General features: G+C 54.9%; 17 protein-coding genes. 12 read left to right on the top strand and 5 right to left on the bottom strand.

The genetic code is table 11. The features are described 5' to 3' along the window. Positions 1–10: 10 nt before the first annotated feature. Positions 11–316, bottom strand: coding sequence for a hypothetical protein (locus ACQZ5F_RS16160; RefSeq protein ID WP_225338680.1), 306 nt, complete (start codon positions 314–316; stop codon positions 11–13). Positions 317–635: 319 nt separating this feature from the next. On the opposite strand from ACQZ5F_RS16160, the gene ACQZ5F_RS16155 reads away from it, so the two are divergent. Then, positions 636–1,193 carry an HNH endonuclease gene (locus ACQZ5F_RS16155; RefSeq protein WP_003585610.1) on the top strand — a complete coding sequence of 186 codons (558 nt, stop codon included), beginning with the start codon at positions 636–638 and terminating at the stop codon, positions 1,191–1,193. Between the two features lie 31 nt (positions 1,194–1,224). Here the strand turns inward: ACQZ5F_RS16155 and ACQZ5F_RS16150 are convergent, their stop codons facing one another. Then, entirely contained in the window at positions 1,225–1,740 is a 516-nt protein-coding gene (locus ACQZ5F_RS16150; protein WP_046799774.1) for a disulfide bond formation protein B, read from the bottom strand. Between the two features lie 348 nt (positions 1,741–2,088). On the opposite strand from ACQZ5F_RS16150, the gene ACQZ5F_RS16145 reads away from it, so the two are divergent. Beyond that, positions 2,089–3,513, top strand: a complete 1,425-nt coding sequence (locus tag ACQZ5F_RS16145) for a DUF2235 domain-containing protein (RefSeq protein WP_225338679.1) — start codon at positions 2,089–2,091, stop codon at positions 3,511–3,513. 290 nt (positions 3,514–3,803) lie between these two features. Here the strand turns inward: ACQZ5F_RS16145 and ACQZ5F_RS16140 are convergent, their stop codons facing one another. From ACQZ5F_RS16140 to ACQZ5F_RS16130, 3 genes are all read right to left on the bottom strand, one after another. Then, positions 3,804–4,238 carry a hypothetical protein gene (locus ACQZ5F_RS16140; RefSeq protein ID WP_225338678.1) on the bottom strand — a complete coding sequence of 145 codons (435 nt, stop codon included), beginning with the start codon at positions 4,236–4,238 and terminating at the stop codon, positions 3,804–3,806. 69 nt (positions 4,239–4,307) lie between these two features. Continuing rightward, positions 4,308–5,009, bottom strand: coding sequence for a hypothetical protein (locus ACQZ5F_RS16135; protein ID WP_225338677.1), 702 nt, complete (start codon positions 5,007–5,009; stop codon positions 4,308–4,310). Continuing rightward, on the bottom strand, positions 5,006–5,572 hold the full coding sequence (locus ACQZ5F_RS16130) for an AlbA family DNA-binding domain-containing protein (protein ID WP_225338676.1): 567 nt from the start codon (positions 5,570–5,572) through the stop codon (positions 5,006–5,008). Before ACQZ5F_RS16130 ends, ACQZ5F_RS16135 begins: the two co-directional genes overlap by 4 nt. A 590-nt stretch (positions 5,573–6,162) precedes the next feature. Here ACQZ5F_RS16130 and ACQZ5F_RS16125 point away from each other — a divergent pair. The 10 genes from ACQZ5F_RS16125 to ACQZ5F_RS16080 all read left to right on the top strand — a co-directional run bounded on the left by ACQZ5F_RS16125 (position 6,163) and on the right by ACQZ5F_RS16080 (position 14,744). After that, positions 6,163–7,566, top strand: coding sequence for a tyrosine-type recombinase/integrase (locus ACQZ5F_RS16125; RefSeq protein WP_003497302.1), 1,404 nt, complete (start codon positions 6,163–6,165; stop codon positions 7,564–7,566). Positions 7,567–7,617: 51 nt separating this feature from the next. After that, complete coding sequence (locus tag ACQZ5F_RS16120; protein WP_024896889.1) at positions 7,618–7,917, top strand: MerR family transcriptional regulator; 300 nt, start codon at positions 7,618–7,620, stop codon at positions 7,915–7,917. 167 nt (positions 7,918–8,084) lie between these two features. Further along, positions 8,085–8,579: a TIR domain-containing protein gene (locus tag ACQZ5F_RS16115; RefSeq protein WP_024896892.1), complete on the top strand. Its 495-nt coding sequence runs from the start codon at positions 8,085–8,087 to the stop codon at positions 8,577–8,579. A gap of 87 nt (positions 8,580–8,666) precedes the next feature. Continuing rightward, a complete protein-coding gene (locus ACQZ5F_RS16110; RefSeq protein WP_199777866.1) occupies positions 8,667–9,440 on the top strand; it encodes a hypothetical protein in 774 nt (257 codons plus the stop codon). Positions 9,441–9,455: 15 nt separating this feature from the next. After that, the gene (locus ACQZ5F_RS16105) at positions 9,456–10,634 is read left to right on the top strand and encodes a carbohydrate kinase family protein (RefSeq protein WP_003497300.1); all 1,179 of its coding nucleotides are present in this window, start codon (positions 9,456–9,458) and stop codon (positions 10,632–10,634) included. Positions 10,635–10,678: 44 nt separating this feature from the next. Further along, the gene (locus ACQZ5F_RS16100; RefSeq protein WP_003497299.1) at positions 10,679–12,082 is read left to right on the top strand and encodes a toll/interleukin-1 receptor domain-containing protein; all 1,404 of its coding nucleotides are present in this window, start codon (positions 10,679–10,681) and stop codon (positions 12,080–12,082) included. Then, positions 12,079–12,786 (top strand): 8-oxoguanine DNA glycosylase, encoded by a 708-nt coding sequence (locus ACQZ5F_RS16095; RefSeq protein WP_024896894.1) that lies wholly within the window; start codon positions 12,079–12,081, stop codon positions 12,784–12,786. The genes ACQZ5F_RS16100 and ACQZ5F_RS16095 overlap by 4 nt, the downstream gene beginning before the upstream one ends. Next, positions 12,783–13,373, top strand: coding sequence for a 7-cyano-7-deazaguanine synthase (locus ACQZ5F_RS16090; protein WP_024896895.1), 591 nt, complete (start codon positions 12,783–12,785; stop codon positions 13,371–13,373). The genes ACQZ5F_RS16095 and ACQZ5F_RS16090 overlap by 4 nt, the downstream gene beginning before the upstream one ends. Position 13,374: 1 nt before the next feature. Next, complete coding sequence (locus ACQZ5F_RS16085) at positions 13,375–13,842, top strand: TIR domain-containing protein (RefSeq protein ID WP_024896896.1); 468 nt, start codon at positions 13,375–13,377, stop codon at positions 13,840–13,842. A 17-nt stretch (positions 13,843–13,859) separates the two neighbouring features. Continuing rightward, positions 13,860–14,744 (top strand): DUF4231 domain-containing protein, encoded by an 885-nt coding sequence (locus ACQZ5F_RS16080; RefSeq protein WP_024896897.1) that lies wholly within the window; start codon positions 13,860–13,862, stop codon positions 14,742–14,744. Positions 14,745–14,770: the final 26 nt, after the last annotated feature.

The raw sequence follows: 14,770 nt of genomic DNA, 5'->3' as shown, positions 1-14,770 counted from the left end.
GCAGCCGCGTTTAGTTGCAGCGGGTTCTGCCCTCGGTGTCGACAAGGCATGTTTGCTGCGGCACGGGGCTCCTATAGTCGCGCCGTGCGTCCGATGAGGAGCGGCGGTTTGCCGGCGGCCGGTCATAGTTGCGTTCGATTTCGAAATTGCGCCCGCCGATCGTGCCCTGCGCGCCACCGCGACCATCCGGCGTGACTTCGAAATTCTGATATTGCTGCGCATGGGCCAGTGCGGCCAGACTTATCGTAAGGACAAACAGGCCTGTTGCCAGCCCGGCCCGCAACGCTGTCGATGGATGGTGCCTGCGCGAAACCATGCGCTCTCCTCCTGCTGATGGAGCGACCGATAGGTGTCAGTTCGGAATGTGCGCGCCGCCCTCTCGGTCGCGATAATCATATCACCGATGGCGCAACAAGCGTGAGACCGATTTTGTGACCGCGAGCGGCGAATCGCTGTTCACGCGCTTGTCAGGCGGCAAGCGATCGGGCGGACTGTCGTCCGGTCATCAGGAACATAAAAGAGCCTTTTTCCCGCTGAAAAATTAAGCTCTTCTCCGCTGCATTTATAGGCTTCACAATCCTGTAACAACGGACCTAATATACAAGTGCAGATGCCGAATCGCTCAGGAGAAGCCCTTGACGATTGCAGTTTCACCACAGGCCCTGCCGGCGCTCGTTCTGAACGCAGACTACAGGCCACTGAGTTATTATCCCTTGTCGTTGTGGTCCTGGCAGGACGCGATCAAGGCTGTCTTTCTAGACCGTGTGAACATCATTGCAGAATATGATCACGCGGTGTCATCCCCCAGTTTTTCCATGCGGCTGCCGAGCGTCGTCAGCCTCAAGACCTATGTGCAGCCCACCCGCAACCCCGCCTTCACCCGCTTCAACGTTTTCCTTCGGGACAAGTTTGAATGCCAATATTGCGGGACGCGGGATGAATTGACCTTCGACCATGTTATCCCCCGCGCGCATGGCGGTGAAACCACGTGGCACAATGTCGTGGCGGCATGCTCTCCCTGCAACCTTAAAAAAGGCAGCAAGCTTCCCAAACAGGCGGGCATGTTCCCGGCACAGAAGCCCTTCCAGCCGACGGTTCAGGATTTGCACAATAATGGGCGGTTGTTCCCGCCCAACTATCTGCACGAAAGCTGGATGGACTATCTTTACTGGGATACCGAGCTGCAGCCCTGATCCCTCAGGACTGCAACGCGGCTTTTTCCGCTTACCGGCTTTTACGGCTCGCGCCAAAAAAGGCGATGGCCGCAAGTGCAATGCTTGCGATGACGTTCCAGCCCGCGAAGGAAAGGCCGAGCACCCGAAGTGCTGCGTCATTGCAGGAAGGCGCCTTGATGGCATTCAGATTGCCCAGCAGATCGCCGGCATTGGTGGTGATGGACGGCGCGCCGGTGGCGCAGGTGATCGGACCTTCCCAGAAACCCCATTCCACACCGGCATGATAAACACCAAGCCCGGCGCCGATCAGCATGGCCACGCCGATGAGGGCGAGGAGCAGCCGCGTGATCTGAACCGGCAGTTTGAAGACACTGGTTGCAACGGCCAATATGCCCAGCGGAATGGCATAATAATAGGGATCGCGCTGCAACAGGCACAAGGCGCAGGGCGTGTAACCGCCAATATGCTGGAAACCGAGGGCGGAGCCGACGGTGAAGATCATTCCCGCCGTGACGCCGAGAGCGGCGAGCGTACGGCTGTTGTCGGCGGTGGTCGCATTGGCCATGATGTTTTCCCCAAACTTCGCGAAGAAGCAGATATCCCGGACGGGCTTTCAAAAAGGCGGGCGTGATGGCGAAATTAAGTCGCCGGTCAACGGTGTGTTACGGGATTCGTCTAATCCAGTCCGTTACTTCTGGCAAATGAAAGCCCGTTAATAAACGGGAGGTGGATGAGCAAAGTTTCGTGATTTTATGGCGGCGATGACACAGTCGAACGGCGGTTTGTTTCTCTGCATCGTATAGAGGCTTCACTAGAAGAGAATTTTGGGGAAAACTCCCGGTTGAAATCCTTTTGTGCTTACTGAATATCACAAATCCAGCAAGATGGCTGAGGTTCATTGGAGCGAAGCCGCATGCCGAAGAACATCCTTATACTTTCAGATGGCACAGGTCAGGCCGGCGGGCTACTTCCCGATGAGCGCCGCAGTAACGTCTATAAATTATTTCGTGCAACCCGGTGCGGTCCAGAATCGGCCGTGAACCCCGATGATCAAATCGCTTTTTACGATGCCGGGTTGGGGTCAGCTTCAGATGCCGACGATATCAAGATCGGTGCCTTCCGGAAGATCTACAACGTTCTCTCACAGGCGACAGGACTTGGAATAACCAAGAATATCGTGGACTGTTACACTTTTATTCTCCAGTCCTGGGAACCAGGTGACCGGATTTTCCTGTTTGGATTCAGCCGTGGCGCCTACACCGCGCGATGCCTGGGTGGCGTACTGGGTTGGTGCGGCGTGCCGACAAGGATGGATGACGGCGTGACTGCCTTTTATCGTGACCCGAAAACCGCTCGCAAGGTTGCAAACGAAGCGGTGAAAACGGTTTATCAGCACGGCGCCGGTAAAGGCAGCAAGCTGCTTGACGCCCAGCGGAAAGAGTTGGCCGCCCGCTTTCGCGAAAAATATCGATCCTCTGATGAAACCAACCGGGCCAATACGGTACCTTACTTCGTCGGAGTGTGGGACACCGTGGGCGCGTTGGGGGTCAATGCCGTCCAGCAAATACTCATCCTCCTCGCGGCCACCTTGGGAGTTGCCCTGTTGGCCACGGCCGTCTGGGCGATGATGCCGTGGCAGATTGCATTAAACGCATGGCTTTTTGCCAGCGTGGGTGTGGCGGTGACATTCATGGTAACGTGGTATCTGGCGACCCATTTGAAGTGGGCTACAGGGCTGAGCGACCCATGGTGGAAAACCATTCATCTGACGGGCTGGCGTATGAAATTCTACGACACGGTTCTCAATCCGCGCGTCGAATATGCCAAACACGCCCTCTCCATAGATGAGAATAGAGCGAAGTTTGCCCGCGTGCCATGGACTGATGAATCGACCGACTCGGCAAACAAGGAAGACGGCTGGTTCGAGCAGGTCTGGTTTGCGGGTGTGCACTCAGACATTGGAGGGAGCTATCTGGAAACGGAATCCCGTCTATCAGACATCGCGCTGGCGTGGATGGTGAACAGAGCGACGAATGTGACGCATCCCATCGTCGTAGACGATAAATGGCTGCATTTATATCCCTCCAGTGCAGGCGGTCAGCACGATGAAATCAAGTCGGGCTGGTTGCCGTGGAAATCATGCGTTCGCAAAATTCCTGCCGACGCGCCAATACATCCAAGCGTCGTTGATCGTTTCAAGTTGGCTGGTGTGGTCCATTACGATGAAACGAAGGCGTATCGGCCAGAAGGATTACGCGGCCACGATGCGGTGAAATCCTATTATGACGGGGGAGCAGCCCCTGATCCCGAGGCAGGTTCGGCTATAGCAAGGATGTAGATGAATGCGACGGCCTTTCGACAGGCTGAAACGAAAATTTTCGTTTGCCAGCATCCGTTCTGGACGGCTATCATCGGGATGATTGTTACGGGCCGGTGCGCCGAACAAAAACCATAAAAATCAATGCAATTTTCAGGAAATGGTACCCCAAGCCGGGCCGCTGATTCTTAGATAAATCAGCGGCTTACGCTATTCTTGGACCTCGTTATTATCCAACTAAACATTATGTTTTCGCGAAAGTGTCCAAGCACTTTCTTCCCCCTGTCATGTTCACGTCCGCAAGCGTGGACTTAGATCAAGAACGCCTTCATCGCCGTGTAAGACCCAGCCTTTGTTATTGCGATAAAGGCGAAGATCAACGGTGGAGCTAAGTCAACGGTAAATAGCGCGAGCAAACGAAGGAAGCGAAGAATTACGCTAGCCCTCGGGTGATAGATGCCATAATCAAGATGACCTTCACCCATTGGATCATTCTTGAATGCCTCCAACTGCGCCGCGCGCCGGGTGGCTAGTTCTTTCTCCAAATCTAAAATCTCTTGATGCCGCCCGGTTACGAAATATTCACTGGCCCGAACAACGAACACGTAAGTGAAATATACGAGAAACAGGCTTGCAAAGCCGACGATAACCTCTCGATCAAAATTTAGCTTCAAGCCAGAAATTTCAATAACGGTGCCTGCGATTTGAAAATTGTGGATCAATAGAACGAAAGCGGAAGTTGCCATCAGGGCCTTCCTGCTCTTCTGAAAATCTTCATGTTCAAGTAGTGGATACAACGTTGCCCCCGCTCACATTCATCCGCGTCCAAAGCCGAGCGAATAGAGTTGATTTTGCTTGTTTTGCAGTTGATCTTCAGAAGGTCGCCACCCGAAAGCGTCAAAAATCTCCATGAGCATGGAACGCGCAGTTTCTTTGGGATCACCAGCGAGAAGATGCGAGGGATCCAATGATCTTTCGACTTTGATAGAATTCGACGAGGTGGCGCGCGGCGATGTAAAAGGCATGCGATTTGGATCGTCCACCCAGAGTTCGCGCCCGTGAGATTGGCCCAGCGTAAACTCGATTTGCGAACCCCGCTGGTACAAGCCATTGCGAAACAACCGATGTGCAAACTCAACCACTTCGGTGACGGTGAATATCAAGCTGCCGATTCCGACCACAGGTCGGTGTTTCGGGACATGTTCATCGTTGGTTAAATCTTCTCGTAATGATTTGTAGTGAAGAAACTGCCCGCTTTTATATATCCTCCAAAACTCGCGGTGGTGATGCCAATCGCACCAGTTTTGCGCAAACTCCGCAAAATTCTCGTAACCGCCTGAGTCGTCATCGCGCAGGGAAATATGCGGATAATCCCATCCTCGTAAAGATACGCTGGATGCCTCGACAAGCAGTTTGGCGTCCGCTATCGAGATGTCTTCTGGCTTGCTCTGAGGCCTGACAACAACGCGAGTGTACCCCGCCGACTTGATCAAATCGACAAAACCTTCTGGCATCATAGGCCTGCAAGCTCCTTGTTGAAGTCATAGGTTTCTGCTGGCACGGCCTGTAGGCCAAGAGCTTCGAAGTGCCTCATTCGAAGAACTGTAGCCCTATCCAAAAGATCACGCATTTCTGAAGAATTGTTGATGCGCTCGCTACATGGACGCTTTGTTTTTCCGCGATAATAAACATCGCCCTTCCGGAATTCATTCTTCTTTCCGCCGTCCTTTCTGCAAATGACAGGTAGAAGTTTGAAAGGTGCCACTGCGATTACCACGTAATTAAGCCCACCTTTGTCAGCCACCTTACTCACTGTGAACTCGACAAACGGATCGGCAAATTGGCCGACAGCATCTTTGATTTGGTCCGAGTTGTAAGATGCTAGCTGTTCTTCTGTCATACCTTGTCGGGTATGCGTTTCGTCTTCGATACCAATCAAAATCCGGCCGCCATCTTCGATGTTTGCCATGGCTAAGATGTCTTTTATAACGCCTTCGTCCCAGTTCATGGCACGCTTAAATTCCAATGCGTCGGTTTCTTCTGCGCCTTCTAAAAGCTCCTCAACTTCATCCGCCGTCAAAATTGCCCGCTCCTCGTGATGTGGCCCTCATCCGCAGATACCTAAACGCGAACTCACAACGCACGGAGGAATCTTTGGGACAAAACACTCATAGCATGCCGCAAGACAATGAATAGCCAATTCAGCTAATGAGAGGACGCTACCTTTGTAAGCGACTACGGACAGACAGCTTGGGAAGCTCGATCTATGTCAGGATTTCAAGCGCTTGTGAGTAAAATTCGCTCTTTCGCGTCGAAATTCTCTCAATGGTTTCAATAGCGCTGTAAAACTTTGCCAGTCGTAAAACATGGCGAAGTCACTTGGACATTTTGGATCGGAAAACCTAAGAAAATCAATGCTATTTTCAGGAAATGGTACCCCAAGCCGGGATCGAACCAGCACTCCTTGCGGAACCGCATTTTGAGCGGCCCAAAGGACGATATTCTAAACACCGCCGATTGCAAGTAAAAGCGCGAAAACCTACTACGATCAATGATTTAGCTTGACCATCGTAGGCTTCAAACTTCTCCATACTTGCCGGCAATAGCCGGGAATCGTGCTCCTAGACACCCTCGCGCGACTCCTACGACTAACGTGTTTGGAGACCTCTGATGGCCAAAATCAAACTCACCAAGACGGCTGTGGACGCCGCGCGCCCGAAGGAGCGCGAATACGAACTCCGCGATACGATCGTACCGGGCTTCATGCTGAAAGTCACACCGTTCGGCGGCAAGATCTTCATGCTCGCCTACGTGACCAATTCCGGCGTCCGCCGGAAGCCCGCGCTAGGTCGATTCGGAGAACTCACCGTCGATCAGGCCCGCAACCTGGCACAGGACTGGCTCGCGGAGGTTCGTTATGGACGCGACCCGTGCGCGGAGAAGACAGCCGCGCGCGCAGCACCGACCATGAAGGAGCTGTGCACCAAGTTCATCGAGGAGCACTCGAAGCTTCACAACAAGCCCTCCACCGTCGCGACGAACGAACTGAACATCAAGAACCACATCCTTCCGCGCCTGGGCCGCTACAAGGCTCATGAAGTCACCCGCGCCCACATCTCGGAATTGATGACCGGCATGGCCGACCGGCCGGTGAACGCCAATCGAACGCTCGCTGCCCTTCGGAAGATGTTCAACCTCGCCGAACTGTGGGGATATCGGCCAGACGGCTCCAATCCGTGCAGGCACGTCCAGAAATTCGCGGAGAACGGATCGACCCGGTTCATCACCGACGAGGAGATGCGCAAGCTCTTCGCCTATCTCGACCGCTCGGACCGGGAGGGCCTGGAGCATCCCTTCATCACCCTCGCCATCCGGCTCCAGTTCGAGCTGGCGGCGCGCAAGTCCGAGGTGCTTACGCTCGAATGGGCCTGGATCGACCTCGAACGCCGGCGCGTGACCTGGCCTGACAGCAAGACGGGAGGAATGACGAAGCCTCTCAGCGACGAGGCTCACCGGCTGCTCAGCAAGGCTCCGCGCTTCGAGACGTCGCCCTATGTGTGCCCGTCGATCTTCGATCCCTCGAAGCCGATGACGGACAATACCTATCAACACGGATGGCGGCGCATCCTTGCCCGAGCGGGCGTCCCCCATGTCGGTACGCACGGCATCCGCCATCGCGCCGCAACCGATATCGCGAACTCGGGCGTGCCATTGAAGGTCGGTATGGCGCTCACGGCGCATAAGACCGTCACCATGTTCATGCGCTACGTTCACAACGAGGAAGACCCGGTGCGCATGGCTGCGGATGCGGTCGCCGCGCGCAGGCGCATCGTCGTCGGCGCCGAAGCCCCGGTCGCTGAGGAACCGTCGACAGAGGTCGAGATCGAGGTCGGCGCCGCGCTGGAAACAGCGGACGTTGCCGAGCCCGCGTCGCCGCCTCCCGGCCTGGAAGACGGCAAGTATTCGTCGCGCACCAAGGTCGGAAACTATCGGCCATTCCGCCATCGCAACGGGGCCAATCGCGCCACCCCGCCCGGCGCCCGACATGATGAAAACAGGGAGGCAACGCGATGAGCGCGCCCCGTTTCACATCGATCCCTGCCGAAGCACGAACGGAGGTGCGTCATGTCGCGACCTAACAACCGAGCAAAATGGCCGTCCGCAGACCTCCTCGCGCGCGCGGTCTACGTGGAAGATGCTGGCCCCGTCCGCTTTGTCGATACAGACGCAGCGGCAAGATATCTGGCGCTCGATGCCCATACGCTCGAATGCTACCGATCTCTCGATACGGGGCCGGCATTCTACAAGTTCGGACGCTACGTCCGGTACGCGGTCGGCGACCTTGATGCCTGGGCGGAAAGCTGCCGACGTTCGACGACCGCTTCTCCGGAAGCACCGCGCATTCTCCCTCTTAATCGAACATAGGTTTGAGGCTATGTCTCTTGGAGGGGCACGCTCACTCTTCCTTCGAGGATGAGATTCGAGCCTTTGACCGAGAGTTCTGAATCGCGTTGGGGTTCGCACGCGGCGAAGGAAGCTTCTGAGTTTTGTAGATCGGGTTCAGCGTTAAGTAGTCTTGGGGGGAACGGAAAATGTCGACTTACGTCGTTTTCGATGGCGATAACGACCAATGGGCTTACCGGTATGTCCGGGGGTGGCATGCCAACCCCAGAATACCGTTCCAGTTCGTGGACTCTCATGATCTCGACAACATGACGTCGCGTGCTCAGAATGAGGATTACGTAAAATCGAAATTGCGGGAGCGAATGCGACAATCGACAGCAGTTATGGTGTTGATTGGAAACTCGACCAAGAATCTTTTCCGCTTTGTAAGGTGGGAGCTAGAACTCGCGTTGAGCTTGGATCTGCCGATTATTGCCGTCAACCTCAATGAAAGCCGCGTACAGGACAGTTTGTGCCCGCCGATCATTAGGGATCATTGTGTTGTACACGTACCATTCAAACTGAAGGCCATAGAACATGCTATAAGACATTGGCCAACTGAATTCCAACATTTGAGCCGCACCGAAAGGGCCGGGGGAGCACGGCACTACGGCACGGATCAGTATCGTAGCTGGGGCCTGTAATTTAACGCGGAGGGGACGTCGATTTTCAATCTTTTGATGTTTAATGCTGATTGGCCATCGGGAAGAGTCACTGTGCCGATCGGCCGGATGTTCGAATATACGGAAGCGCATATCGCCGAACTATTCAGATTGAACAATACGCCACTTCTGGACAAACTTACGGCTCTGCCTTGTCTCTTCTGCGAAGAGGGGACCGGCGATGAGTCCGCGTATGTCGGGCAGATAAACCGGGCGCGCATCGTAGGGGGCGAAGTCTCACTCGAGGTAAGCTTTGACCCCGACGTTCCTCCCCTAACAAACTCGCTGCTTTATGATAGCCGGGCTGAACTGGACATGCCCCGAGATTTCGAATTCTCTCGCAACCATTGGGCCGTGAAAGAGGTCGACTTGTACCGCTTTTTACTTCGCCAGGTACGCCCCCGGCGACAGCGGCCAACGGTCTTCCCATTGGCCGAGCATGAGAATTTAGACCCCCATCTTGCATCCGCCATGATGCCCTTCGATGCGGCGTTTAATCCTGTTTTTGATGCTATCCGAAACGCTGCTCAAGGTGTCGGACTTCGTTGCCGACGGGCGGACGACATCTGGGAGAATGCGTCAATTATTCAGGATGTCGTTTCCCTGATTGATCGTTCGCGCATCGTGATCTGTGACTGCTCAGGTCGAAATCCGAATGTATTTTACGAAGCCGGGATTGCACACACCTTAGGTCGAGAGGTCATCCTCATTGCACAAAGCGATCACGATATCCCGTTCGACCTGCGCCATCTCCGATATGTGCGCTACCTCAACAACGACCAAGGTCGGGCCGAGTTGTCCGCGACGCTACTAGCCCGCATGCAGACAATCATCGGCCATTAGCTGGACGTATGCATCATGCAAATCGCAGGTGGACTATATCGCGAATTGTGCGAAACGCCGAAGTGGAACGCACAGTTTGGCTCGGGCGGGCGCGCGGCGGCAGCCGTCAGTGCTCTTTCGCCAGGGAGCACTCTTCACACCTATGCACGGGACGAGAGCAGCCCGGGAGCGGACGAACTGTCGGACCTCGGTGTGCGGCTATCCCGCACCCATTCCGATATTGCGATCGCATTTGCGTACTTCCACCCACTGTCTCAACCACACATCGAGCCGCGACCTGGGTCATTTCCTCAGCAGCCTCCGATACATGTTTCGGGAGATGTGGTCCTGAGATTCGGGTTCCTGGAAGGATCTGCCATCGTGCACGCTGTCCGCGCGATTTACGATCCTCAGACAGCTGTCCGTCCTGAGCCATTTGGAGCCAATGGCTCGACAGCGAAACGGCTTGCTTTGGTTATGAATGAGCTAGAGCTCTGCCGCTATGCGGGTTGCACCGACTTGGCGACTGCCGCCGCGAAAGCCATGTCGCATGGCGATCGGGTGACTGTGATAGTCGTAAAAAGAGGGGTGCGGGGGGTCACCGTCTTTGAGCGTCATGCCGAACCTAATACCATTCCCGCATATTATTCATCTCGGGTCTTCAAGATCGGAACAGGGGATGTCTTCAGTGCCGTGTTTGCATATCATTGGGGCGAAGCCGGAACTTCCGCGGCCGAAGCCGCGGACCTCGCCTCCCGATCGGTGTCCGCCTACTGTGAGACAATGACCCTTCCGGTGCAAACCGACTTGCTCAGTAGCCGCGAGCCCATAACAGGGCAGGCACCAAACCGGATTGTTCTGCATGGCTCAACATCTACAATCGGAAGGCGGTATACGCTTGAGGAGGCGCGCTTCCGCCTGAAAGAGCTTGGTGTTGAAGTGCTCTCACCTCAACTCGATGAGGTCCCAGATTCATTCCTCGAAAATGCACCTTCACTTCTAGTGGCGGACGGATTGAGCACAACGGAAATTCGACGACTCTGCGCAACGCGATCTCACCAAAATATTGTAATACTGGACGAGGAGCAGCGGTCCGATATCGCTGCACTCTCCGATCTCGGCGTTACGATTGTTCCCGACTTCGCCTCGTCTTTGTACCGAGCTGCCTGGCCTCGTGCATCTTGCCGTAGCCTAGACAGTTGCGGCGACGCATAATTTGTGAGACTTCTGATTCACTACTCTGGGGGGAGTAATTACGTATGTCAGACGTCTACATAGTCTATTCACGAGAAGATGTCGGACAGGCGGAGAGATTAGTAAAAACACTTTCAACCCGATGGGATGTTTGGTGGGACGATAAAATCGTCGGCGACTTCTCGACCGTGATCGAACGTGAAATCCAGAATACAAAATGCGTCGTTCCGCTCTGGTCGCCGACAGCTAAGGACAAGAGTAATGTAAAGGACGAACTCCGCTTAGCTGAGCAATATAATATTCCGATTATTCCCGCTAAGATCATTCCGACAAATGCGCCGTACGGCTTTAACGGCTATAGTGCGGTTGATCTTCTGGGCTGGACCGGAGAAGACGATCATCCTGGTATCCAGCACCTGATGCGCAAGATTTCGACTGTCGTCCCGCCGAGGATGGCGCCAACCCGCCCATCAGCCATCGCTGCGGGTAGAGTCCCCCTTCCGAGCTTGTTCCTCTCCGTGTCATCACACGAGACACAACTCGTTCCTCTCGAAGCTCTTAAGGCTCTTCGTCTCTTCGGTACATCGACGGTCCTTGTCTCCGCCTACGACCTGTTTCCACCCCGCCGCCCTCGAGGTATCCAGCAGGAGCTGAAGCGTATCCGCGCGCAAGGCGGATTTGTCCTCGTCGATTCAGGCAATTATGAAGCGACGCGACGCGACGACGACAGCTGGAAGCCCCAAGATTTCGAATTGGCGCTGGAAGGGATTTCACACGATTGGGTGTATTGCTTCGACGAGATGGATCCGTCGAGGGACAGAAAGCGTGCGGTTGGGCAAGTCATTGCAGCGGTCGAACGAGACAGGAAGTTCACCAAAGCCCCCGTCCTTCCAATCATTCATGCTCCCGCCACTAGGTCGAAAGGGTACGATCTTACTATTCTCCCCGAGGTCGTGCGGGATGTCGCCGACCAGCTCCAGCCACCGATGATCGCGCTGGCGGAGCGCGAGTTGGGCCGAGGGCTGATCCAGCGCGCACAGACCATGAGGCGCGTCCGGAACGAGCTTGATCGCTTATCCTTTTATCAGCCGATCCATCTCTTGGGTACGGGAAATCCATGGAGTATAGCGATCCTAACGGCAGCTGGAGCAGACAGCTTCGATGGGTTAGAGTGGTGCCGGGTTGCCGTTGACCGACAGCAGCACAGATTAAATCACTACCAACATTTCGATTTTTTCGCATACCAGGCGCAGATGGCGGCTTCGGCCATCACTGTTTCTGCGCTCTCCGACGATAATATAGACTACGCAGGTAAAGTTGCCTTCCATAATTTGGACTACTATCGGGAGCTAACCCACGACTTGCAGGCTGCCGCTTCAACAAATCGCTTAGAAGCATTTGCCGTCGGCCTGTTGGGCCAATCCAATTCAAAACAACTTAGGGATCAAATGCCGGATTTGTTCAGATGAGAAACGATGCTGCCAGGCTGGAGCACGCCGTTGCCGCAATATGCCCGGAGATTGAAGAGCGGGCTAAGCGCTCTCAGAGTGCGCTTGACGAGCGAAATCTCTGGTGGGAACTCTCATGCTGCCTGCTCAGCAGTCAAGTACCGTATGGGCTTGCCGTAGCCACCGCCGATGCTTTGGATAAACGGCAGCTTCTCCTCAACACATCGGCACCCCGGGCCGAACTCGCCGATGAAATCCTCGGGGTTCTCCGTCAACCTGTACTGGTGAACGGCAGCCTTCGAAATTATCGCTTTCCTCGATCAAAGTCGATGCAATTGGCCTCTGCGCGCGAATCGGTCTCGCAGGAAAGCGGGGACCTGTGCTCACTCGTGCATGCCTTCGGAGATGCGGCAACCGCTCGCTCGTGGCTTGTGTCGAACGTAGCTGGAATCGGGCCAAAGCAGGCGAGTATGTTCCTGCGTAACGCAGGTATCAGCTACGATCTCGCAGTCCTGGATCGCCACGTATTGAACTACATGACGATTATTGGACTCTACACAGGGGCCGGCCGAGCCATCTCGAAGCTTTCACACTATCACATGCAAGAAGATAAACTGATTTCACATGCAAATAGGCTCGGATTTGCAGTCGGCCTTATGGATTGGGCGATCTGGATAGTGATGCGGGTTGCGGGTTCTCAAGATACGGAGCGCGCGTTAGCATGAGCATTGTCACTCTCGTTTCCGGTGGGCTTGATTCCACGCTGGTCGCCTACCTCGCAAAAGAGGAAGGGATTCAGCAATATCCGATTTTCATCGACTATGGGCAGCGATCCCGCGATCGAGAGCACGCGGCTTGCCGGTCAGCGATGGCCAAGTTGCAGCTACCAGATTTGGAGGTGGCCGACCTGTCGGGCTATGGCCGCCTCATTAAGTCCGGGTTGACGGACCCGAACCAGCGAGTGCTGGAGGATGCGTTTACTCCTGGTCGAAATCTCCTCTTTCTGCTTGTAGCAGCAGCCTACGCATTTCAGCGCGACGCCGATGCGATATCGATTGGACTCCTCCATGAGGAAACCAGCCTGTTTCCTGACCAGACATCGGCGTTCTTGCAGGAGGCGGAGGCAATGATCGCAAGGAGCATGGGGCGTGAAATAAAGGTCCTTGCACCGCTCTCGTCGTTCCACAAGCAGGAAGTCATCGAACTCGCGACGCTTAAAGGCATCGAGGGCACTTATTCCTGTCATCTCGGGGGTGAAACACCTTGTGGAGCGTGCATAGCATGTAATGAATTCAAGGCTGAGGGGGTCTGATATGGGCGGCGGGAGTAGCGGGAGCTGGAGCAGGTTAGGCGACATTCGGTCCCTGGAGGAGAAAGCCAAGGCGGCGCTTCAGGGCGGCAAACGAAATGTCTTTATCAGTTTTGCAACCGAAGATATGGACGAGGTCAATCTTCTGCGCGCGCATGCGAAGAACGAGAACAGTGATATCGAGTTCAACGATCATTCTGTTCGCGAGCCCTACGACAGCGAACGCGCAGAATATATCAAACAAAAGATCAGCGAGCGGATAGAGCGCTCATCTGTTTGTGTCGTCTACATCTCCGACAATACTGCGCAAAGCCGTTGGGTGACTTGGGAAGTGGAGACCAGCCTCGCTCTTGGGAAAAAGGTGGTGGCGGTTCACCCCAAGGGGGGCGCCCCACGGCAAAATCCGCCTTGGGTGGCGAAGCACGGCGTGAAAGTCGTCCAGTGGAATCAATTGGCCGCTGAACTGAAATAGCCCGGAGATCCGTCGATATGACGCCTGATAGTTTTCCCGCCCTGTACCGCTCGGCAGACGGCTCCGCCGCCGATGCCCAGTCCACCTATCTAAGGCTTATTCGGCTGCAGTACCTTCTGCTCACTGTCGCAGCGACGATCTCTATTTGGTTTGGAGCGTCTCCTGATCTATACATCGCTTATGCGTTAGTTCTGGCCGCCTCTACGGGTCTCCTACTATATATGGCAGTCCAAAAACCTGAGAAAGAGTGGTACGGGTGCCGAGCGCTGGCGGAGTCGATCAAGACATCAACCTGGCGTTACATGATGCGAGCTGAGCCATTCGAAGATGCCCCGAAACTCTCAACAGTAGCAGAGAAATTCTCGGAGTTTCTGAGGGCGATTCTGGATGCCAACAGCCACGTCCGCGACTCGATAAGCCGTCGGCCGGTAACCGGCGATCAGATCACCAACGAAATGAATGCGGTTCGTGCTCTGCCTCTCGCAGAGCGTGTTCAACGATATAATACTGACCGGATTACGGACCAACGCGAATGGTATGTAGCAAAGGTTACCTGGAATAGGCAGCGTTTTCGCCTATGGATATTGATATGCGTCCTCGTTCAAGGTGCCGCAATCGCTTTAGCTCTCCTCCGAATCCGCCATGATCCACCATGGATGATTTGGCCAACCGAACCTTTGCTGGTGATAGCGTCTTCCGCCATAGGTTGGATCCAACTGAAGAAATTCAACGAACTCGCTTCTGCCTACAGCCTCACCGCCCACGAGATCGGCATCTTGCAGACGCGGCTTGGCACGATTGACAGCGAAGAGAAGTTTTCTGCCTTCGTAAATGAAGCCGAGCGAGCGTTCTCTCGTGAACATACCCAATGGGTTGCCCGCCAGATCGAGAATGCGCCCTGATTTGATCATACGCCAACCGATCAGCG

It is taken from the genome of Agrobacterium sp. 22-210-1 (genome assembly GCF_053522525.1).
This window is presented reverse-complemented; position numbering and strand designations above follow the sequence as displayed.

Excerpts from the sequence above, each read along its gene's own strand:
- ACQZ5F_RS16160 (WP_225338680.1), bottom strand. The coding sequence starts at position 316 with ATGGTTTCGCGCAGGCACCATCCATCGACAGCGTTGCGGGCCGGGCTG.
- ACQZ5F_RS16150 (WP_046799774.1), bottom strand. The coding sequence starts at position 1,740 with ATGGCCAATGCGACCACCGCCGACAACAGCCGTACGCTCGCCGCTCTC.
- ACQZ5F_RS16145 (WP_225338679.1), top strand. The coding sequence starts at position 2,089 with ATGCCGAAGAACATCCTTATACTTTCAGATGGCACAGGTCAGGCCGGC.
- ACQZ5F_RS16140 (WP_225338678.1), bottom strand. The coding sequence starts at position 4,238 with ATGGCAACTTCCGCTTTCGTTCTATTGATCCACAATTTTCAAATCGCA.
- ACQZ5F_RS16135 (WP_225338677.1), bottom strand. The coding sequence starts at position 5,009 with ATGATGCCAGAAGGTTTTGTCGATTTGATCAAGTCGGCGGGGTACACT.
- ACQZ5F_RS16125 (WP_003497302.1), top strand. The coding sequence starts at position 6,163 with ATGGCCAAAATCAAACTCACCAAGACGGCTGTGGACGCCGCGCGCCCG.
- ACQZ5F_RS16120 (WP_024896889.1), top strand. The coding sequence starts at position 7,618 with ATGTCGCGACCTAACAACCGAGCAAAATGGCCGTCCGCAGACCTCCTC.
- ACQZ5F_RS16115 (WP_024896892.1), top strand. The coding sequence starts at position 8,085 with ATGTCGACTTACGTCGTTTTCGATGGCGATAACGACCAATGGGCTTAC.
- ACQZ5F_RS16110 (WP_199777866.1), top strand. The coding sequence starts at position 8,667 with ATGTTCGAATATACGGAAGCGCATATCGCCGAACTATTCAGATTGAAC.
- ACQZ5F_RS16105 (WP_003497300.1), top strand. The coding sequence starts at position 9,456 with ATGCAAATCGCAGGTGGACTATATCGCGAATTGTGCGAAACGCCGAAG.
- ACQZ5F_RS16100 (WP_003497299.1), top strand. The coding sequence starts at position 10,679 with ATGTCAGACGTCTACATAGTCTATTCACGAGAAGATGTCGGACAGGCG.
- ACQZ5F_RS16095 (WP_024896894.1), top strand. The coding sequence starts at position 12,079 with ATGAGAAACGATGCTGCCAGGCTGGAGCACGCCGTTGCCGCAATATGC.
- ACQZ5F_RS16090 (WP_024896895.1), top strand. The coding sequence starts at position 12,783 with ATGAGCATTGTCACTCTCGTTTCCGGTGGGCTTGATTCCACGCTGGTC.
- ACQZ5F_RS16085 (WP_024896896.1), top strand. The coding sequence starts at position 13,375 with ATGGGCGGCGGGAGTAGCGGGAGCTGGAGCAGGTTAGGCGACATTCGG.
- ACQZ5F_RS16080 (WP_024896897.1), top strand. The coding sequence starts at position 13,860 with ATGACGCCTGATAGTTTTCCCGCCCTGTACCGCTCGGCAGACGGCTCC.